The following is a 20,617-nucleotide window of genomic DNA, read 5'->3' as shown; positions in this document are numbered from 1 at the left end:
GAAACCTCACTGGGTCCTGATGCCGATCAGTCAAAGCACTAACACCGCAATCCCCGTGGGAGCGGGCTTGCTCGCGAAGAGGGAGTGTCAGTCGCCATCAATGCTGTCTGACACACCGCATTCGCGAGCAAGCCCGCTCCCACAGGTTATGCGTCTTACTCCTGGATCACGTCCGCCCCTTTAGGGATGTCGAACTTGAATTTGGACGCCGGAATCGGCTCGTTGGCCTTCACGCCAGTGAACAGGATATTGGTACGCTGACCGACGCTATCAATCAGTTGCATGTCATTGACCAGACCGTTGCGGAACGACAGACGCAGGCTGTCGAACAGGGTGTCTTTGGTTTTCGGCTTCAGGGTGAAGTCGATCACGCCGCCGGCTTCCTTGGCGCTGATGTCGAAGCTCTGGCTGATCTTGGACACATCACCGGACAACAACAGGGCCGGAGTCTGGGTCAGGCGCTGGTCGAGGGTCTTGATGGTGACCTGCTCCAGGTCCGGGTCCCACAGGGAAACCTTCTTGCCGTCGGACACCATCAGTTGCTCTTGCGGCGCATCGGTGTGCCAGTAGAACAGACCCGGGCGCTGCAAGGACATTTGACCGGCGGTTTCCTGCAACTGGGTGCCGCTGCCATCAAGCGTCAGCTGGGAGAAACGCGCGGTCAGGGTCTGGGATTTTTCCAGCAGTTGAGTCAGACGCGCCACGTCCTTGTCATCGGCGTGGGCCGAGAGCGTGGTCAAAGCCAGTACCGGCAGCAGCAACATGCGGATAAGACGCATGGGAGTCCTCATAAACATTCGTGGGAGTGCGGGCGGCGTCTCAAGACACCGCCCCTTTCAAAACCGGATCAGTCGCGCACCGGGCCAGGGGCCAGGACTTCACGCGAACCGTTGGTGTTCATGGATGTCACGACCCCGGCCATTTCCATGGCTTCGATCATGCGCGCCGCGCGGTTGTAGCCGATTTTCAGCTTGCGCTGAACCGCAGAGATGGACGCACGACGGCTTTCCAGGACGAACTGCACCGCTTCATCGTAGAGCGCATCGGTTTCGGCATCATCGTCACCGCCACCGCCGCCGTTTTCAAAGCCGCTACCGGGCTCTTCGACACCGGCGAGGATGTCGTCGTTGTATTCCGGCGCACCGCGCAGTTTCCAGGCTTCAACCACCCGGTGAACCTCGTCATCGGACACGAACGCGCCGTGAACACGAATCGGCAGACTGGTGCCCGGCGGCATGTACAACATATCACCGTGGCCCAGCAGTTGTTCGGCGCCGCCCTGGTCGATGATGGTCCGCGAATCGATCTTGCTCGATACCTGGAACGCCATACGGGTCGGAATGTTCGCCTTGATCAGACCGGTGATCACGTCCACCGACGGACGCTGGGTCGCGAGGATCAAGTGGATGCCGGCCGCACGGGCCTTCTGGGCGATACGGGCGATCAGCTCTTCAACCTTCTTGCCGACGATCATCATCATGTCGGCGAATTCGTCGACGACCACGACGATGGTCGGCAGTTTTTGCAGCAGGGGTGCCTCGTCGTGGATGCTTTCGCGCTTGTACAACGGATCGCTCAACGGCTCGCCGGCGTCCTGGGCTTCCTTGACCTTGGCGTTGAAGCCCGACAGGTTACGCACGCCCATTTTCGCCATCAGCTTGTAGCGCCGTTCCATCTCGGCGACGCTCCAGCGCAAGGCGTTGGCGGCGTCCTTCATGTCGGTGACCACCGGGCACAGCAGGTGCGGAATGCCTTCGTAGATCGACAGTTCAAGCATTTTCGGGTCGATCATGATCAGCTTGGCGTCTTCCGGGCCGGACTTGAACAGAATCGACAGGATCATCGCGTTCACCCCCACCGACTTACCGGAACCGGTCGTACCGGCCACCAGCAAGTGCGGCATTTTCGCCAGGTCGGTGATCACCGGCTTGCCGCCGATATCATGACCTAGGGCCAGGGTGACCGGGGACTTGAAGTTATCGTACTCAGGGGTCGACAAGACCTCGGAGAACCGCACGATCTGCCGGTCTTCGTTAGGGATCTCGATACCGACCGTGGTCTTGCCCGGAATCACTTCCACGACACGCACGCTGGTCACGGCCAGGGAACGGGCCAGGTCTTTCGCCAGGTTGGAGATGCGGCTGACTTTGACGCCGGCCGCTGGCTGGATTTCGTAACGGGTAATGACCGGGCCCGGGTGAATCGAATCCACCGAGACCTCGACGCCGAATTCCTTGAGCTTGATTTCCAGCAAGTGGCCGACAGCTGCGAGGGATTCGGGCGAATAATTGAGTTGTTTCTTTTCCGCGGGGTCGAGAATCGAGATCGGCGGCAAGGTGCCTTCCACGGCGCTGTCGACGAACAACGGCGCCTGCTTCTCTTTTTCCACGCGCTTGCTGGGAGCGGCCGGTTTGGGCGGAGCCGGGGCAATCACCGGCGGTACCTGCTTCTCGCGTTCGGACATGTGCTTGCTCAAGGCTTGCTCACGCTCGATCAGGCGCTCCTTGACCTTGGCCTGCTCGCGTTTGTCGGTGACGGTCGGCGCGACCACGTCATGCACGCGATCGTCGACTTCACGCAGTTGGGCGACCAGTTGCTTGCGTTCCATACGGGCCGCCCACCAGCGATTGGCCGCGCCTTGAAACAGTTCGAACAGATCAAGGGTGATCTTGCCGGTGACGTCCATCACCTTGAACCACGACAGGTCGGTGAACACCGTCAGGCCGAACAGGAACAGCGCGATGAACAACAGGGTGCTGCCCTGGATGTTCAGCGCGTTCCGGGCCAGATCGCCGAGGCTTTCACCCAAAGCACCACCCGCGCCGGCCGGCAGACCGGTCGCCGCATGGAAATGGATGTGGGCCAGCGCTGCACCCGACAGCACCAGAAATACCAGGCCGATCAGGCGCCAGGAGAACAGCCAGCCACTCCACTGCCACGGTTCGTGGCGCTGGCGGAAGATCTGATACGCCTTGACCGCCAGCAACAGCGGGAAAATGTAGGCGAAGTAACCCAGGACCATGAACAGGATGTCGGCGCTGTAAGAGCCGGCCGGCCCGCCGAAGTTCTGCACATCGTCGATCTTGCTGTTATGGCTCCAGCCCGGATCGTCTTTGCCATAGGTCAACAAAGCCATCATCAGGAACAGGCACAAGGCGCCGATGGCGATCAATGCACCTTCCTTGAGCCGGTAGTGCAATTGCTGGCGCCAGAGCGGGACGACTGTTTTAGGTGCTGCGGTGGATTTCTTCAAAACGCTTCTTTTCCTGCGCCCATGGCGCGTCCATCTGTTGAATGACTATAAAAACTGCCCAATCCAGGCAGGTAAAAAAGTTAACAGGCGCAACTGGGACTACTTTTAACACTGCGCCCCGGTTTTTCGAAATACGGCATGCACCGCTTTTTTGATACAAACACTGTTACAAGCGAGCATTGTACGGGTTTGTTCACCCGATGCCATGCTTGAGCCCCCTGGGTGCAGCATAGCCAACAGCACAGTACGCGCAGTCCAATTTGAGCATGCATTCTCTTTTGTGACAAAGGCTTATGAGGTGTTTTTATGACTGAAGCGAAGCATTCCCGCCTGATCATTCTGGGTTCCGGCCCCGCCGGTTACAGCGCAGCCGTTTATGCCGCTCGCGCCAACCTCAAACCCGTTGTCATTACCGGCATACAGGCAGGTGGCCAGCTGACCACCACCGTCGAAGTCGACAACTGGCCCGGCGACGTCGAAGGTCTGACCGGCCCGGTACTGATGGAACGCATGCAAAAACACGCCGAACGCTTCGACACAGAGATCGTTTACGACCACATCCATACGGCCAAGTTGCAACAGCGCCCGTTCGAGCTCATCGGCGACAGCGGCACCTACACCTGCGATGCGCTGATTATCGCCACCGGCGCTTCGGCCCAATACCTGGGGCTGCCATCGGAAGAAGCCTTTGCCGGCAAAGGGGTTTCGGCCTGCGCCACCTGCGATGGCTTCTTTTACCGCAATCAGGTGGTCGCGGTGGTCGGCGGAGGTAACACGGCCGTTGAAGAAGCACTGTATCTGTCGAACATCGCCAAGGAAGTCCACCTGATTCACCGTCGCGACAAACTGCGCTCGGAGAAGATCCTCCAGGACAAGCTCTTCGAAAAAGCCGCCAACGGCAATATCCGCCTGCACTGGAACCAGAATCTGGACGAAGTATTGGGCGATGCCAGCGGCGTGACCGGTGCCCGCCTGCGGCACAGCCATACGGGCGAAACCAATGACTTGCCGCTGGCCGGCGTATTCATCGCCATTGGCCACAAGCCCAATACCGACCTGTTCCAGGGCCAGCTGAAAATGCGCGACGGTTATCTGCTGATCAAGGGCGGCAGCGAAGGTGATGCCACCGCCACGGACATTGCAGGCGTGTTCGCCGCCGGTGACGTGGCCGATCATATTTACCGCCAGGCGGTGACGTCCGCCGGGGCCGGCTGCATGGCCGCGCTGGATGCCGAGAAGTATCTCGATGACATCCCCACCGTTTGACGGTTAACCTCCTCAGGCGGGCTCAACGGCCCGCTACCACCCTCCCCTTCTGCAAGCCCGGATGCCATGCTGACTTGGTTACAACGCAACACCCTGACCTTCCCGCCGCTGGAAAAAGCCATGCGCGACCCCAACGGGCTGCTGGCCGCGGGCGGCGATCTGTCCGCCGATCGCCTGATTCAAGCCTATCGTCACGGCTGCTTTCCGTGGTTCTCGGAGGGCCAGCCGATTCTCTGGTGGTCGCCGGACCCGCGCACAGTACTGTTTCCCGACGAACTGCATGTCTCCCGTAGTTTGAACAAACTGCTGCGCCAACAACGCTATCAAGTGACCTTCGATCGGGATTTTGCCGCGGTCATCCGCGCCTGCGCCGCACCGCGCGAGTACGCTGACGGCACCTGGATCACCCAAGCGATGCAGGATGCCTATGTCGAACTGCACAGGCGTGGTTACGCCCATTCGGTGGAAGTCTGGGACGATGGCGCGCTGGTCGGCGGGCTCTACGGCCTGGCTATGGGGCAGTTGTTTTTTGGCGAGTCGATGTTCAGCCGCGCCGACAACGCTTCCAAATATGGCTTCGCCACCCTGGTGCGACACCTGAAAGACTCAGGTTTTGTGCTGATCGATTGCCAGATGCCTACCGATCATCTGCACAGCCTGGGTGCCCGAGCGATTCCCCGCCGCGAATTTGCCGGCTACCTTGCGCGACACCTGGATCAACCGGGCCGCGCCACTTGGGTTTGCTGAGCGACATTGGCGCGTGTGGCTTACACTTAATGCGGGGAAACTCATTGAGAGCGCCCCCTAATCAAAAGCTTATCCCGAGGGTTGATCATGACCGAGTTGGCGCGTTTGAAGTTTTATGCCACTCAGCCCCACTCTTGCAGCTATCTGCCCGAGGAGCAGGCCACGACGCTGTTCCTCGATCCTAGTCAGCCCATGGATGTGCATGTCTACGCAGATCTGTCGGAAATGGGCTTTCGTCGTAGTGGCGATCATCTCTACCGGCCGCATTGCCAGCATTGCAATGCGTGCGTACCGGCGCGCATTCCTGTGGCGCAATTTACCCCCAACCGTCAGCAAAAACGCATTCTCAAACGCAATGCCGACTTACAGGTGCGTCCGGCCAGACCAAAGTTCAGCGAAGAGTACTTCGACCTGTATCAGCGCTACATCGAACAACGTCATGCCGACGGCGATATGTATCCGCCGAGCCGCGACCAGTTTTCGACCTTCCTGGTACGTGATCTGCCATTCTCCCGCTTCTACGAATTTCGTCTCGAAGGCCGCCTGCTGGCCGTGGCCGTCACTGACTTGCTGCCCAACGGCCTGTCGGCGGTCTACACCTTCTATGAACCCGCGCAGGAGCGTCGTAGCCTGGGGCGCTATGCAATCCTCTGGCAAATCGGCGAAGCCCGACGCCTGGGGCTGGAAGCCGTCTATCTCGGCTACTGGATCAAAAACTGCAAAAAAATGAGCTACAAGACCCAATATCGCCCTATCGAACTGCTGATTAATCAGCGTTGGGTCATCCTGAGCTAGTGCCCTGTCTCGCAAATACTGTTCCTTTTTGACGGCGTCTGTTGTCATCATGCTGCGTTGCCGCTCCTTGCCATAGCGGGCTATGACTCGTCGCGGCGCCTTGCCTGACGACAACAGCCACTCGCCAAAAGAGGAACGTATTTGTGAGACAGGACACTAACCCCTTGGCTTAAACCCCATTTTTCGGGCACAATGCACGCCGCTTTTGCCTGGCGCAGTTGCACCGGGCCATTCATTGGACACCGAGGGCTTTACTGCATGTCGAAAGAAGACAGCTTCGAAATGGAAGGCACTGTCGTCGACACCCTGCCCAACACCATGTTTCGTGTGGAGTTGGAAAATGGGCACGTCGTAACCGCGCATATCTCCGGCAAGATGCGCAAGAACTACATCCGTATTCTTACCGGCGACAAAGTGCGCGTCGAGCTGACGCCCTATGACTTGAGCAAAGGGCGCATCACCTACCGCGCTCGCTAATCAAGTCAATACAAAACGCCCGGCTATGCCGGGCGTTTTTGTTTGCGGATCGTTCCCACGCTCTGCGTGGGAATGCCTCAACGGACGCTCTGCGTTCGGCTTTTGAAGGGACGCGGAGCGTCCCGGACTGCATCCCCACGCGGAGCGTGGGAACGATCATGGCAGGCAGCAAAAAGGCGCCAATCGGCGCCTTTTTGCTTTGCTGCGGTTTAACGTCAGGCCATTTCAGCCGTAGTCTCGAACTCGAAGGTCAGCTCGCCGTCCTTGAGGTCGATGTGTACCACACCACCATGGTCGGCCAGTTCGCCAAAGAGGATCTCCTCGGCCAGTGGACGCTTGATCTTGTCCTGGATCAAACGCGCCATTGGACGAGCGCCCATTGCCGTGTCGTAGCCACTCGCTGCCAGCCAGCCACGCGCTGCGTCCGTCACTTCCAGCTGCACGCGCTTGTCTTCCAGCTGCGCCTGAAGTTCGGTAAGGAACTTGTCCACCACGCTTTTGATGACCTCATGGCTGAGGCGACCAAACTGGATAATGGTGTCCAGACGGTTACGGAATTCCGGCGTGAAGCTCTTCTTGATCACTTCCATCGCATCGGACGAGTGGTCCTGATAGGTGAAACCGATCGAAGCACGCGCCGCAGTTTCGGCACCGGCGTTGGTCGTCATGATGACGATCACGTTACGGAAGTCCGCCTTGCGCCCGTTGTTATCGGTCAGCGTACCGTGGTCCATGACCTGCAACAGCAGGTTGAAGACTTCCGGATGTGCCTTCTCGATTTCATCGAGCAACAGCACGCAGTGAGGCTGCTTGGTGATGGCTTCGGTCAGCAAACCGCCCTGATCGAACCCGACATAGCCTGGAGGCGCACCGATCAGACGCGATACGGTGTGGCGCTCCATGTACTCGGACATGTCGAAGCGAACCAGCTCGACACCCAACGCCTTGGCCAGTTGCCGCGCGGCCTCTGTTTTACCTACACCGGTCGGCCCTGCGAACAGGAACGAACCGACTGGCTTGTCAGGCGACTTGAGGCCGGCACGGGACAGCTTGATCGCAGTCGACAGCGAGTCGATCGCCGCATCCTGGCCAAAGACCGTGAGTTTCAGGTCACGCTCAAGGTTACGCAGCAGCTCTTTGTCGGAACTGGTGACGTGTTTTGGTGGAATTCGCGCGATTTTCGCAACGATGTCCTCGACCTGAGGCACTTCGATGCGTTTCACGCGTTTCTCGATCGGCTGCAGACGCTGGTAGGCGCCCGCCTCGTCGATGACGTCGATCGCCTTGTCCGGCATGTGCCGGTCATTGATGTAACGCGAGGCCAGTTCCGCAGCGGCGCGCAGGGCTTCATCGCTGTATTCGATGTTGTGGTGCGCTTCGAAACGTCCTTTCAGGCCACGCAGGATGCCAATGGTGTCTTCCACCGAAGGTTCCGACACATCGACCTTCTGGAAGCGCCGAGCCAGGGCACGGTCCTTCTCGAAGATCCCACGGAATTCCTGGAACGTGGTCGAACCGATGCAGCGAATGTCGCCCGAAGACAGCAATGGCTTGAGCAGGTTCGAGGCATCCATGACGCCACCGGACGCAGCGCCCGCACCGATGATGGTGTGGATCTCGTCGATGAACAGAATCGCCTGCGGACGTTTTTTCAGCTCATTGAGCAACGCCTTGAAGCGCTTCTCGAAATCGCCGCGGTATTTGGTCCCGGCCAGCAAAGCCCCCAGATCGAGGGAATACACCACGCTGTTGGCCAGCAGATCCGGCACCTGGTTGTCGACAATGCGTTTGGCCAGGCCTTCGGCAATCGCAGTTTTACCCACGCCGGCCTCGCCCACCAGCAGCGGGTTGTTTTTGCGGCGACGCGCGAGGATCTGCGCGACGCGCTCGACCTCCAGCTCACGGCCTACCAACGGATCGATACGACCCTGGCGCGCGAGTTCGTTGAGGTTGCTGGCATAAGCATCCAGAGGATTGCCTGAAGAAGAAGACTCACCGCCCTCGTCGTCCTGCATATCTTGTTCACCTTCAGAGTGATCGCCATGCCCTGGCACTTTTGAAATGCCATGGGCGATGTAGTTGACGACATCGATGCGCGCAACGCTCTGCTGTTTCAGCAGAAACACTGCCTGACTCTCTTGCTCACTGAAGATTGCGACCAGCACGTTAGCGCCAGTCACTTCGCGTTTGCCCGAGCTCTGTACATGAAAGACAGCACGTTGCAGTACACGCTGGAAGCCCAGGGTTGGCTGGGTTTCACGATCCTCGTCATGAAGAGGGATCAATGGCGTGGTGGAGTCGATGAACTCCTGCAGATCATGCTTGAGTTTGTCGAGGTTTGCGCCGCAGGCACGCAAAACGGTGGCGGCAGCCTCATTATCCAATAGGGCCAGCAGCAGGTGTTCGACCGTCATGAATTCATGACGCTTCGAACGTGCCTCCTTGAAGGCAAGATTGAGGGTGACTTCGAGCTCGCGGTTTAACATAGCTTCACCTCATACCCAAGTGGTCGGCGATTAACCGTCCTTCTCGATTTCACAGAGTAGCGGATGCTGGCTTTCCCTGGCGTACTGGTTGACCTGCATGGCCTTGGTCTCCGCGATGTCGCGGGTAAACACTCCACATACTGCCCGTCCTTCTGTATGGACGGCCAGCATGACCTTGGTCGCCAGCTCGCGATTCAGGTTAAAAAACACCTCGAGCACTTCGACGACGAAATCCATCGGTGTGTAGTCATCGTTGAACAAAACCACCTTGTACATCGGTGGCGCCTGTAGAGCAGGCTTAGCCTCCTGAACAGCAATGCCTGCGGAATCGTCGTCGTGTAAATCAGGGCGATCCTGATTGAATGTTAGTCGAATCTGGCTGATTGCATGCATGGAAAGAAAGGTTCGTCAGTTGTGCAAATACAGTGGTGGGGGCTGTTATGAACGTTTTCAACTCCGACTGCCCGGTCACCTTGACTATCGGAAAATCGGTGTTACAAACAATAGAGCCCACAGTGGGTAAAAAAGGTCCGCGGAGTCAATCCTATTTGCAAGATAGACTGCGGATTAACTGGATGATACTCCAGTGATGGAGTCTGTTGCAGAGGGATATGGGTATGGCTGTCGGTAAGGTGAAATGGTTCAACAATGCCAAGGGGTTCGGTTTCATTAACACCGACGCCAGAGAAGGTCGCGACGAGGATGGCAAGGACATCGATTTCTTTGCCCACTATTCGGCTATTGAAATGGACGGATACAAAACCCTCAAGGCTGGGCAAATTGTTAGCTTTGAGATCCTCCAGGGCCCCAAAGGACTGCATGCAGTAAAGATCACATCTGTCACCTCTCCGAACGAACAGAGCGCCACTGCCATCCGGCAAGAAACAGTGTCGAGCTGACGCAGCTCATCCAGTCATAAAAAAACCGCCCGAAGGCGGTTTTTTTGTCAGCTGGTTTACATGTGCGAGATCAACGCATCACCAAACGCGGAAGACGACAGCAGTTTCGCGCCCTCCATCAGACGTTCGAAGTCATAGGTCACGGTTTTCGCGGAGATCGCGCCGTTGGTGCCTTTGATGATCAGGTCGGCCGCTTCGGTCCAGCCCATGTGACGCAGCATCATCTCGGCGGACAGGATCAACGAACCCGGGTTGACCTGGTCCTTGCCGGCGTACTTAGGCGCAGTACCGTGGGTGGCTTCGAACATGGCCACGGTGTCGGACAGGTTGGCACCCGGCGCGATACCGATACCGCCCACTTCGGCCGCCAGGGCGTCGGAGAGGTAGTCGCCGTTGAGGTTCAGGGTCGCGATAACATCGTATTCAGCCGGGCGCAGCAGGATCTGCTGGAGCATGGCGTCGGCGATAGCGTCCTTGACGATGACGTTCTTGCCGGTTTTCGGGTTCTTGAACTGCATCCACGGACCGCCGTCGAGCAGAGTCGCGCCGAATTCTTCAGCGGCCACTTCGTAGGCCCATTCCTTGAAGGCACCTTCGGTGAACTTCATGATGTTGCCTTTGTGCACGATGGTCAGCGAGTCACGGTCGTTGTCGACCACATACTGCAGAGCCTTGCGCGCCAGACGCTTGGTGCCTTCCAGGGACACCGGCTTGACGCCGATACCGCAGTTTTCGTCGAAACGGATCTTGGTGACGCCCATTTCTTCTTTGAGGAACTTGATGACCTTGGTCGCTTCCGGCGAACCGGCTTTCCATTCGATACCGGCATAAATGTCTTCCGAGTTTTCACGGAAGATGGTCATGTCGACATCGCCTGGCTTTTTGACCGGGCTCGGTACGCCTTCGAACCAGCGCACCGGGCGCAGGCACACATACAGGTCGAGTTGCTGACGCAGGGCCACGTTCAGCGAACGGATGCCACCGCCGACCGGGGTGGTCAGAGGGCCTTTGATGGAAACTACATAATCCTTGACCGCGTCCAGGGTTTCCTGAGGCAGCCAGGTGTCCTGATCGTAAACCTGAGTCGCTTTCTCCCCGGCGTAGACTTCCATCCAGGAAATTTTGCGCTCGCCGCCGTAAGCTTTCTTAACAGCAGCATCGACAACCTTGATCATGACCGGGCTGATATCAACGCCAATACCATCGCCTTCGATGAAGGGGATGATCGGGTTGTTAGGAACATTGAGAGAATGGTCTGCGTTGACGGTGATTTTGTCGCCGACGGCTGGAACCTGAATCTTCTTGTATCCCATGCTGTACTCCATTGTTTGGATTGAACATCTGGCTGCGTTCGAGCGTACCCCAGTTAAATCGGCGCGCAAACCCTATGTTCCGCCCATCTGCCGCAAAGCTGCACAGTTCGCGACGTACAAGCCTGAAAGCAAAGGGAAAAGCGCCAAACTCAAGCACGGCGAACGACTCTACGCGTCACACTCGCCTGCGACCTTTAGACCAATGGACGAAAAACGTTGCATATGAACCATCGGCAGATTGCCAGCTACCTATGTATAATGCCGCCGCTGACCACAGAGTCACGACGGCCGACCGCTCTATCACACGACGTTGGGCCCGAATAAGCCGGATTGTTACCGCAGTCCACCCGCTTGACGCTCGACTGATGCACCCAACATCACCGCGAAGAAACCTCGACATTCGGCTCATGGATGACTTTGAACGAACGCGCTTACCCGGCGCCCCTCGAGTTTCTGCGCACGCTTTAGCAAAGAAGAGAGAGTTAATCCGAATATGCCCACCCGCTCGAAGATCATCTATACCTTCACCGACGAAGCCCCAGCCCTCGCCACCTATTCACTGTTGCCTATCGTAGAGGCTTTCACCGCCTCGGCTGATATCGCCGTTGAAACCCGCGATATCTCTCTTGCAGGGCGCATTCTGGCCAGCTTCCCCGAGCAATTGGGTGACAAAGCCGTAGCCGACCACCTCGCCGAACTGGGCGACCTGGCCGTTACACCTGAAGCCAACATCATCAAGTTGCCGAACATCAGCGCTTCGGTTCCGCAACTGCAGGCCGCGATCAAAGAGCTGCAAGCCCAGGGCTTCGCACTGCCGGACTACCCGGAAACCGTGACCAGCGATGCCGACAAGCTCGCCAAGTCGCGTTACGACAAGATCAAGGGCAGCGCCGTGAACCCGGTTCTGCGCGAAGGCAACTCCGATCGTCGTGCACCGCTGTCGGTCAAGAACTACGCGCGCAAGCACCCGCACAAAATGGGCGCCTGGGCCAAAGACTCCAAGTCCCACGTGGCTCACATGAGCACCGGCGATTTCTACGGCAGCGAAAAAGCCGCCCTGATCGACGCCGCTGACGCCGTCAAAATCGAACTGATCGCTCAAGACGGCACCACCACCGTTCTGAAAGAAAAAACCACCGTGCAAGCCGGTGAGATCCTCGATTGCGCCGTTCTGAGCAAAAACGCGCTGCGCAGCTTCATCGCAGCCGAGATCGAAGACGCCAAACAAAAAGGCGTTCTTCTGTCGGTTCACCTGAAAGCCACCATGATGAAGGTCTCCGACCCGATCATGTTCGGCCAGATCGTTGCCGAGTTCTATAAAGACGCCCTGGCCAAGCACGCTGACGTGCTGGCCCAGATCGGCTTCAACCTGAACAACGGCATCGGCGACCTGTACGCTCGTATCAAGGCTTTGCCTGCCGAGCAACAAGCGCAGATCGAAGCGGACATCCAGGCGGTCTACGCCGTTCGTCCATCGTTGGCCATGGTCAACTCCGACAAAGGCATCACCAACCTGCACGTGCCGAGCGACGTTATCGTCGACGCCTCGATGCCAGCGATGATCCGTGACTCCGGCAAAATGTGGGGCACCGACGGTCAGCTGCACGACACCAAGGCTGTGATCCCGGATCGTTGCTACGCCACCATCTACCAGGCGGTGATCGAAGACTGCAAGGCTAACGGCGCCTTTGATCCAACCACCATGGGCAGCGTGCCAAACGTTGGCCTGATGGCGAAGAAAGCCGAAGAGTACGGCTCCCACGACAAGACCTTCCAGATCAAGGCAAACGGCGTAGTTCGGGTTTCCGACAGCGCTGGCCGCACTCTGCTGGAACAGACGGTTGAAGCCGGCGACATCTTCCGCATGTGCCAGACCAAAGACGCGCCGATCCAGGACTGGGTCAAACTGGCCGTCAACCGTGCCCGTGCAAGCGCAACTCCGGCGATTTTCTGGCTGGACCCAATGCGCGCCCACGACGGCGTAGTGATCGAGAAAGTTCAGGCTTACCTGAAGGATCACGATACTTCTGGCCTGGACATCCGCATCATGTCGCCCGTCGACGCGATGAAGTTCACCCTGGACCGCACACGCGAAGGCAAGGACACCATCTCGGTGACCGGCAACGTATTGCGCGACTACCTGACCGACCTGTTCCCGATCATGGAACTGGGCACCAGCGCCAAGATGCTGTCGATCGTTCCACTAATGAACGGCGGTGGCCTGTTCGAAACCGGCGCCGGCGGTTCGGCACCGAAGCACGTTCAACAGCTGCTGGAAGAAAACTTCCTGCGCTGGGATTCCCTGGGCGAGTTCCTGGCCCTGGCTGCTTCCCTCGAGCATCTGGGTGTTACCTACAACAACCCTAAAGCGCTGGTGCTGGCCAAGACCCTGGATCAGGCCACTGGCCAGTTCCTGGACAACAACAAGTCGCCATCGCGCAAGGTCGGCAACATCGACAACCGCGGCAGCCACTTCTACCTGGCGCTGTACTGGGCACAAGCCCTGGCCGCCCAGACCGAAGACACTGCACTGCAAGCGCAGTTCGGCGAACTGGCCAAAACCCTGACCGAGAACGAAGCGACCATCGTTGCCGAGCTCAACGCCGTCCAGGGCAAGCCAGTGGACATCGGCGGTTACTACCACGCCAATGCCGAACTGATCAGCAAGGCCATGCGCCCGAGCAACACCTTCAACGCCGCGATCGCTGCGCTGGTTTAAGGTTGTAAGGATGCAAAGAAGCCCCGGCCCAGTGCCGGGGTTTCTGTTTCTGGCGCTCACACCCTTCCAATGTGAACATTGGTCCAATGTGGGAGCGGGCTTGCTCGCGAATGCGGTTTATCATTCAACATCTTTATTGACTGACCCACCGCTTTCGCGAGCAAGCCCGCTCCCACAGGAGCCGCGTTTCACTATTCAAAATTCAAGGAAGTCTTATGGACTGGCTACCCCACATCACCGTCGCCACCATCGTCGAAGACAATGGTCGCTTCCTGATGGTCGAAGAGTTCAAGCACGGACAAACGGTACTCAACCAACCCGCCGGCCATCTGGACCCGGACGAAACCCTGATCGAAGCCGCCGTGCGCGAAACCCTTGAGGAAACCGGCTGGGACGTCGAGCCGACAGGCGTGGTGGGCATTTACCTCTACACCGCGCCAAGCAACGGCGTGACTTATCAGCGGGTCTGCTTCACCGCAAAACCGCTCAAACACCACCCCGACTATCAGTTGGATGATGGTATCGTCGGCGCAAAATGGCTGACGCGTGACGAACTGCTGCAACAGCGCGCAAACTGGCGCAGTGAGCTGATCATCCGCTGTATCGATGATTATCTGGACGGTAAACACTTCAGCCTCGAGCTGATCCGCCCTTCTCTTTAGCCTTGCAGGCTTGAGCCTGCTAGAATCGCGTCCTTTTTCAAGACACTCATTGAATCCCTATGCGTGATCCAGCCCCTTCTGACACACAAAAGAAGCGCGTCATTGTCGGCATGTCCGGCGGCGTGGACTCTTCCGTTTCCGCTCTCCTGCTGATCGAGCAGGGTTATGAGGTGGAAGGCCTGTTCATGAAGAACTGGGAAGAAGACGATGGAACGGAATACTGCACCGCCATGGATGACCTGGCGGACGCTCAGGCCGTGTGCGACAAGATTGGCATCAAGCTGCACACCGCCAACTTCGCTGCCGAGTACTGGGACAACGTGTTCGAGCATTTCCTGGCCGAGTACAAGGCCGGTCGCACGCCGAACCCGGACATCCTCTGCAACCGTGAAATCAAGTTCAAGGCGTTCCTCGACTACGCCATGATGCTCGGCGCCGACCTGATCGCCACCGGCCACTACGTGCGCCGCCGTGACATCGATGGCCGCACCGAATTGCTCAAGGGCCTGGATCCGAACAAGGACCAGAGCTATTTCCTGCACGCTGTCGGCGGCGAACAGATCGCCAAGACCCTGTTCCCGGTCGGCGAGCTGGAAAAACCCGAAGTGCGCGCGATTGCCGAGAAACACGACCTGGCCACCGCGAAGAAAAAGGATTCCACCGGAATCTGCTTTATCGGCGAACGCCGCTTCAGCGATTTCCTCAAGCAATACCTGCCGGCCCAGCCAGGCGAGATCAAGACCACCGAAGGCGAAGTCATCGGCCGTCACCACGGCTTGATGTACCACACCATCGGCCAGCGTCAGGGCCTGGGCATCGGCGGCCTGAAAGACGCTGGCGACGAGCCGTGGTATGTGCTGATCAAAGACCTGGAACACAACGAGCTGATCGTTGGCCAGGGCAATGATCACCCTTATCTGTTCTCCCGCGCCCTGCTCGCCTCGGACATCTATTGGGTCAACCCGATCGATTTGACCGAGCCGCGCAAACTGACCGCCAAGGTGCGCTATCGTCAGAGCGACCAGCCTTGCACGCTGGAGAAGACCGCCAACGGCTACCGCGCGACCTTCGATGACCCGCAACGCGCGGTCACTCCAGGCCAATCCGTGGTGTTCTACGACGGTGAAATCTGCCTCGGCGGCGGCGTGATCGAAGTGGCCGAACCCTGGACCAGCAAGGGTCAGCGCTCATGAGCCCGACTCAAGAGCAACTGACAGCCCTGGGCGGTGTGTTTCTCGCCGCCGTACTGGTCGACAAAATAGCCAAGAGTGGCCAGACCAATGAAGCCGGCCTGACCTGCATGCTCGGCAGCCTGTTGATTCGCGACCCCAAGGACACGCTGGAAGTCTATGGCGGTGACGATATCAATTTGCGTGAAGGCTACCGCGCATTGATCGGTGCCCTGGAGCGCGATCCCAGCACCCTCCAGCGCGAACCGCTACGCTACGCCCTGGCGATGCTGGGGCTGGAGCGTCAGTTGGCCAAGCGCGACGACATGCTGGAAGTGATCGGCAAGCGTTTGCCGCAGATTCAGTCCCAGGTCGAGCACTTCGGCCCGGCTCATGAAAACGTGATCGCCGCCTGCGGTGCGTTGTACCAGGACACCCTGAGCACCCTGCGCCAACGGATTCAAGTGCATGGTGACATGCGCAACCTGCAGCAACCGAGCAATGCCTCGAAGATCCGTGCGCTGTTACTGGCCGGAATTCGATCGGCGCGCCTGTGGCGGCAGTTGGGCGGTCATCGCTGGCAGTTGGTGATCAGCCGGCGCAAATTGCTTAAAGAGCTTTACCCGCTGATGCGCAGCAGCTGAACCGCGCCCGCAATACCGTTTTGTAGTCAGTAACGCGTAATACGCCGGTCAGTTGGCAACGGACCGGCGGATTTTTTTCATGTATGATACGCGCCCCATTTCGTTGCCCGACTGTCCGAGAACACCCCATGCAGCTCTCTTCGCTCACTGCGGTTTCCCCTGTTGACGGCCGCTACGCCGGCAAAACCCAGGCCCTGCGCCCGATTTTCAGCGAATACGGCCTGATCCGTGCTCGCGTTCTGGTTGAAGTGCGCTGGCTCCAGCGCCTGGCCGCTCACCCTGCCATCAGCGAAGTGCCGGCGTTCTCTGCCGAAGCCAACGCGGTGTTGAACACCTTGGCGGAAAACTTCTCTCTGGAGCACGCCGAGCGTGTCAAAGAGATCGAGCGCACCACCAACCACGACGTCAAAGCCATTGAGTACCTGCTCAAAGAGCAAGCGGCCAAGCTGCCGGAACTGGCTGCCGTCAGCGAATTCATCCACTTTGCCTGCACCAGCGAGGACATCAACAACCTGTCCCACGCCCTGATGCTGCGCGAAGGCCGTGATGATGTGATGCTGCCGCTGATGCGCCAGACCGCCGAAGCCATCCGTGAACTGGCGATCCGCTTTGCTGACGTACCAATGCTGTCGCGCACCCACGGCCAACCGGCCTCGCCGACCACCCTGGGCAAAGAGCTGGCGAACGTGGTTTACCGTCTGGAGCGTCAGATCGCTCAAGTCGCCGCCGTTCCGCTGCTGGGCAAAATCAACGGCGCTGTCGGCAACTACAACGCTCACCTGTCGGCCTACCCTGAGATCGACTGGGAAGCCAACGCCCGCGCCTTCATCGAAGACGAGCTGGGCCTGGGCTTCAACCCGTACACCACGCAGATCGAACCGCACGACTACATCGCCGAGCTGTTCGACGCAATCGCGCGCTTCAACACCATCCTGATCGACTTCGACCGCGACATCTGGGGCTACATCTCCCTGGGTTATTTCAAACAGCGCACCATCGCTGGCGAAATCGGTTCCTCGACCATGCCGCACAAGGTCAACCCGATTGACTTCGAAAACTCCGAAGGCAACCTGGGCATCGCCAACGCACTGTTCCAGCACCTGGCGAGCAAGCTGCCGATCTCCCGCTGGCAGCGCGACCTGACCGACTCCACCGTACTGCGCAACCTCGGTGTCGGCTTCGCCCACAGCGTGATTGCCTACGAAGCCAGCCTCAAAGGCATCAGCAAGCTGGAGCTCAACCAGCAGAAGATTGCTGCTGACCTGGACGCGTGCTGGGAAGTATTGGCCGAGCCGATCCAGACTGTGATGCGCCGCTACAACATCGAAAACCCGTACGAGAAATTGAAAGAGCTGACTCGCGGCAAGGGCATCAGCCCTGAAGCGCTGCAGACCTTCATCGACGGCCTGGACATGCCTGCGCAAGCCAAGGCCGAGCTGAAACTGCTCACCCCGGCCAACTACATCGGCAACGCTGTAGCGCAAGCCAAACGCATCTGATCGACCGCTTTACCCGTTTGAGACGCCCGGCAGCGCCGGGCGTTTTTATTCCCGTCTGAAAAGTGCTTTTTTTCAATAGGTTACACATGAATCCTGATATTCCTCTTCAACTTCTGGGCGGCATCACGGCGCGCGAATTCCTGCGTGACTACTGGCAGAAAAAACCCCTGCTGATCCGTCAGGCGATCCCTGATTTCGAAAGTCCGATCGACGCCGACGAACTGGCCGGCCTGGCGCTGGAAGAAGAAGTCGAATCGCGCCTGGTGATCGAGAACGGCGAGCGCCCTTGGGAATTGCGCCGTGGTCCGTTCGCCGAAGACGAATTCAGCAAACTGCCGGAACGTGACTGGACCCTGCTGGTTCAAGCGGTCGACCAGTTCGTGCCGGAGGTCGCTGAGCTGCTGGAGAACTTCCGCTTCCTGCCAAGCTGGCGCGTCGACGATGTGATGATCAGTTTCGCCGCCCCGGGTGGCAGCGTGGGTCCGCACTTCGACAACTACGACGTGTTCCTGCTGCAGGGCCACGGCAAGCGCAACTGGAAAATCGGCCAGATGTGCGACTCCGAGAGCAAGCTGCTGCCACACGCGGACCTGCGCATCCTCGCCGACTTCGAAGCCACCGATGAGTGGGTTCTGGAGCCGGGCGATATGCTCTACCTGCCGCCGCGCCTGGCCCATTGCGGCGTTGCGGTGGATGACTGCATGACCTATTCGGTTGGTTTCCGCGCGCCGAGCGCCGCCGAAGTGCTGACCCACTTCACCGATTTCCTCAGCCAGTTCCTGTCGGACGAAGAGCGTTACACCGACGCCGACGCCCTGCCGGCGGTCGATCCTCATCAGATCCAGCACGACGCCCTTGATCGCCTGAAAAGCCTGCTGGCCGAGCACATGAGCGACGAGCGCCTGCTGCTGACCTGGTTCGGCCAGTTCATGACCGAGCCACGCTACCCGGAACTCGTGGTTGGCCCGGAAGAAATCGAAGAAGACGACCTGCTCGCCAGCCTCGAGCAAGGCGCGATCCTGATCCGCAACCCGAGCGCGCGCCTGGCCTGGTCGGAAGTTGATGACGACCTGCTGCTGTTTGCCAGCGGCCAGAGCCGTTACCTGCCGGGCAAACTGCGCGAGCTGCTGAAAATGATCTGCGCCGCCGACTCCCTGCATACCGACAACCTTGGCGAGTGGCTGAACGACGAAGACGGTCGCGGCCTGCTGTGCGAGCTGGTCAAGCAAGGCAGCCTGGGGTTTGCTGATGAATAAAATTCACGTACGTGTCGCAGACTGGCAAAAGGACAACGCCGAGATCCGGCGCATTCGTGAGACGGTGTTCATCGCCGAGCAATCCGTTCCGCCTGAGCTGGAATGGGATGCTGATGACGCAACGGCAGTCCACTTTCTGGCCTTTGAAGGCGACTTCCCAATCGGCACCGCTCGGCTGCTGCCCGATGGTCACATTGGTCGGGTGTCGGTACTCAAAGACTGGCGCGGCTTGAAAGTCGGCGATGCGCTGATGCAAGCGGTGATCGGTGAAGCCGAGAAGCGCGGGCTGAAGCAGCAGATGCTGAGCGCGCAAGTGCAGGCCACGGCGTTCTATGAGCGTTTGGGCTTCAGCATGGTCAGTGAGGAATTCCTGGAAGCCGGGATTCCGCATGTGGACATGGTGCGTCACTCCGCCTGAGCCCCTGTAACTGATCATTCCCACGCTCCGCGTGGGAAGAATGCCTCTTGGGACGCTCCGCGCCCCCCCTCGCGGCAGTGACGCGGAGCGTCACAGGCTGCATTCCCACGCGGAGCGTGGGAACGATCACGCCCCGCCATCCTCGGATGCCGGGGCGTTTTGCTGTCTACGATTCAACTTGCCCCACCGCGGGCCGACAAACTGGCAATATCAAGACTTTAAAGGCCGGAGATAACGGATATGTCCCTACGCACCCTGCTCACAACGCTGCTGCTGACCTGCAGTTTTTCGGTCATGGCCGCCACCGAGATCGTGCCCCTGAACTATCGCACCAGCGCCGACCTGCTGCCGGTGGCACAGGATTTCATCGGCAAGGACGGCCAGGTCAGCGCCTATGGTAATCAGCTCATCGTCAATGCAGAACAGCGCAAGATCGACGAACTTAAGGCCTTGATCAGCCAACTCGACGTGGCCGCCAAGCGCTTGCTGATCACCGTCGATACCAACGAAAACAACTTCCAGGGTGATCAGGGTTATTCGGTGAACGGTGCCAAGCCGAGCCAGACTCGCATCATCAACCGCAGCACCGACAGCCGCGACGGCGGTATCCAGCAGGTTCAGGCCAGCGAAGGCACACCCGCGCTGATCCAGGTCGGCCAGAGCGTGCCGCTCACCAGTACCCAGACCGACAGCTATGGCGACCTGCGCAGCCAGACCGAATACCGCAACGTCACCCAAGGCTTCTACGTGACTGCTAGCGTCACCGGCGACATCGTTCATCTGGCAATCAGTACCAACCGTGACCGGATGAGCCAGGAACGTCCCGATGTAGTGAACGTGCAAAGTACCGACACAACTGTCAGCGGTCGATTGGGCGAGTGGATCACCCTGGCCGGCGTGAATCGCCAGACTCAAGCTGACAAACAGGGCCTGACCCGCAGCTACTCTACGCAGGGCCGAGATGACATGACCCTGCGGGTGAAAGTCGACACACTGGACTAAAGCACCAAAAAC

The 20,617-nt window shown here is 58.8% G+C and carries 18 protein-coding genes; 13 read left to right on the top strand and 5 right to left on the bottom strand.

Going from position 1 to position 20,617, the window contains the following annotated elements; genetic code table 11:
* Window positions 1–155 precede the first annotated feature (155 nt).
* Together lolA and IB250_RS01185 are read right to left on the bottom strand one after the other, a co-directional pair.
* Window positions 156–779 (bottom strand): outer membrane lipoprotein chaperone LolA, encoded by a 624-nt coding sequence (lolA, locus tag IB250_RS01190; RefSeq protein WP_007904916.1) that lies wholly within the window; start codon window positions 777–779, stop codon window positions 156–158.
* A 68-nt stretch (window positions 780–847) separates the two neighbouring features.
* A complete protein-coding gene (locus IB250_RS01185; protein WP_192342632.1) occupies window positions 848–3,253 on the bottom strand; it encodes a DNA translocase FtsK in 2,406 nt (801 codons plus the stop codon).
* Between the two features lie 306 nt (window positions 3,254–3,559).
* Between IB250_RS01185 and trxB the strand changes: the two genes are divergently transcribed.
* The 4 genes from trxB to infA all read left to right on the top strand — a co-directional run bounded on the left by trxB (window position 3,560) and on the right by infA (window position 6,538).
* The gene (gene trxB / locus IB250_RS01180) at window positions 3,560–4,519 is read left to right on the top strand and encodes a thioredoxin-disulfide reductase (RefSeq protein WP_008068332.1); all 960 of its coding nucleotides are present in this window, start codon (window positions 3,560–3,562) and stop codon (window positions 4,517–4,519) included.
* Between the two features lie 66 nt (window positions 4,520–4,585).
* Entirely contained in the window at window positions 4,586–5,266 is a 681-nt protein-coding gene (gene aat, locus IB250_RS01175; protein WP_192342631.1) for a leucyl/phenylalanyl-tRNA--protein transferase, read from the top strand.
* An 87-nt stretch (window positions 5,267–5,353) separates the two neighbouring features.
* Complete coding sequence (locus IB250_RS01170; RefSeq protein WP_192342630.1) at window positions 5,354–6,061, top strand: arginyltransferase; 708 nt, start codon at window positions 5,354–5,356, stop codon at window positions 6,059–6,061.
* Window positions 6,062–6,319: 258 nt separating this feature from the next.
* On the top strand, window positions 6,320–6,538 hold the full coding sequence (gene infA, locus IB250_RS01165) for a translation initiation factor IF-1 (protein ID WP_002553999.1): 219 nt from the start codon (window positions 6,320–6,322) through the stop codon (window positions 6,536–6,538).
* Window positions 6,539–6,753: 215 nt separating this feature from the next.
* Here the strand turns inward: infA and clpA are convergent, their stop codons facing one another.
* Window positions 6,754–9,024 carry an ATP-dependent Clp protease ATP-binding subunit ClpA gene (clpA, locus tag IB250_RS01160; RefSeq protein ID WP_007905018.1) on the bottom strand — a complete coding sequence of 757 codons (2,271 nt, stop codon included), beginning with the start codon at window positions 9,022–9,024 and terminating at the stop codon, window positions 6,754–6,756.
* Window positions 9,025–9,054: 30 nt separating this feature from the next.
* Window positions 9,055–9,417, bottom strand: coding sequence for an ATP-dependent Clp protease adapter ClpS (gene clpS, locus IB250_RS01155; RefSeq protein WP_015094394.1), 363 nt, complete (start codon window positions 9,415–9,417; stop codon window positions 9,055–9,057).
* Between the two features lie 224 nt (window positions 9,418–9,641).
* Here clpS and IB250_RS01150 point away from each other — a divergent pair, with 224 nt between their 5' ends.
* Window positions 9,642–9,923, top strand: coding sequence for a cold shock domain-containing protein (locus IB250_RS01150; protein ID WP_192342629.1), 282 nt, complete (start codon window positions 9,642–9,644; stop codon window positions 9,921–9,923).
* Between the two features lie 56 nt (window positions 9,924–9,979).
* On the opposite strand, the gene icd is transcribed toward IB250_RS01150, so the two are convergent.
* A complete protein-coding gene (icd, locus tag IB250_RS01145) occupies window positions 9,980–11,236 on the bottom strand; it encodes an NADP-dependent isocitrate dehydrogenase (RefSeq protein ID WP_007905029.1) in 1,257 nt (418 codons plus the stop codon).
* A 493-nt stretch (window positions 11,237–11,729) separates the two neighbouring features.
* Here icd and IB250_RS01140 point away from each other — a divergent pair, with 493 nt between their 5' ends.
* The 8 genes from IB250_RS01140 to IB250_RS01105 all read left to right on the top strand — a co-directional run bounded on the left by IB250_RS01140 (window position 11,730) and on the right by IB250_RS01105 (window position 20,605).
* Window positions 11,730–13,955 carry an NADP-dependent isocitrate dehydrogenase gene (locus IB250_RS01140; protein WP_192342628.1) on the top strand — a complete coding sequence of 742 codons (2,226 nt, stop codon included), beginning with the start codon at window positions 11,730–11,732 and terminating at the stop codon, window positions 13,953–13,955.
* A gap of 215 nt (window positions 13,956–14,170) precedes the next feature.
* Window positions 14,171–14,617, top strand: coding sequence for an NUDIX hydrolase (locus IB250_RS01135; RefSeq protein WP_192342627.1), 447 nt, complete (start codon window positions 14,171–14,173; stop codon window positions 14,615–14,617).
* A gap of 59 nt (window positions 14,618–14,676) precedes the next feature.
* Entirely contained in the window at window positions 14,677–15,810 is a 1,134-nt protein-coding gene (mnmA, locus tag IB250_RS01130; protein WP_123493781.1) for a tRNA 2-thiouridine(34) synthase MnmA, read from the top strand.
* Window positions 15,807–16,430, top strand: coding sequence for a high frequency lysogenization protein HflD (gene hflD / locus IB250_RS01125; protein ID WP_008068314.1), 624 nt, complete (start codon window positions 15,807–15,809; stop codon window positions 16,428–16,430). The genes mnmA and hflD overlap by 4 nt, the downstream gene beginning before the upstream one ends.
* 128 nt (window positions 16,431–16,558) lie before the next feature.
* Window positions 16,559–17,929, top strand: a complete 1,371-nt coding sequence (purB, locus tag IB250_RS01120; protein WP_123493780.1) for an adenylosuccinate lyase — start codon at window positions 16,559–16,561, stop codon at window positions 17,927–17,929.
* 86 nt (window positions 17,930–18,015) lie between these two features.
* Window positions 18,016–19,185 carry a cupin domain-containing protein gene (locus tag IB250_RS01115; protein WP_192342626.1) on the top strand — a complete coding sequence of 390 codons (1,170 nt, stop codon included), beginning with the start codon at window positions 18,016–18,018 and terminating at the stop codon, window positions 19,183–19,185.
* The gene (locus IB250_RS01110) at window positions 19,178–19,603 is read left to right on the top strand and encodes a GNAT family N-acetyltransferase (protein ID WP_095631549.1); all 426 of its coding nucleotides are present in this window, start codon (window positions 19,178–19,180) and stop codon (window positions 19,601–19,603) included. Before IB250_RS01115 ends, IB250_RS01110 begins: the two co-directional genes overlap by 8 nt.
* A gap of 240 nt (window positions 19,604–19,843) precedes the next feature.
* On the top strand, window positions 19,844–20,605 hold the full coding sequence (locus tag IB250_RS01105) for a secretin N-terminal domain-containing protein (RefSeq protein ID WP_192342625.1): 762 nt from the start codon (window positions 19,844–19,846) through the stop codon (window positions 20,603–20,605).
* Window positions 20,606–20,617 lie beyond the last annotated feature (12 nt).

Source organism: Pseudomonas sp. PDM09, from assembly GCF_014852305.1.
Taxonomy (GTDB): domain Bacteria; phylum Pseudomonadota; class Gammaproteobacteria; order Pseudomonadales; family Pseudomonadaceae; genus Aquipseudomonas.
The sequence above is the reverse complement of the archived record's forward strand: the minus strand, read 5'-3'. Positions and strand labels throughout refer to the sequence as shown.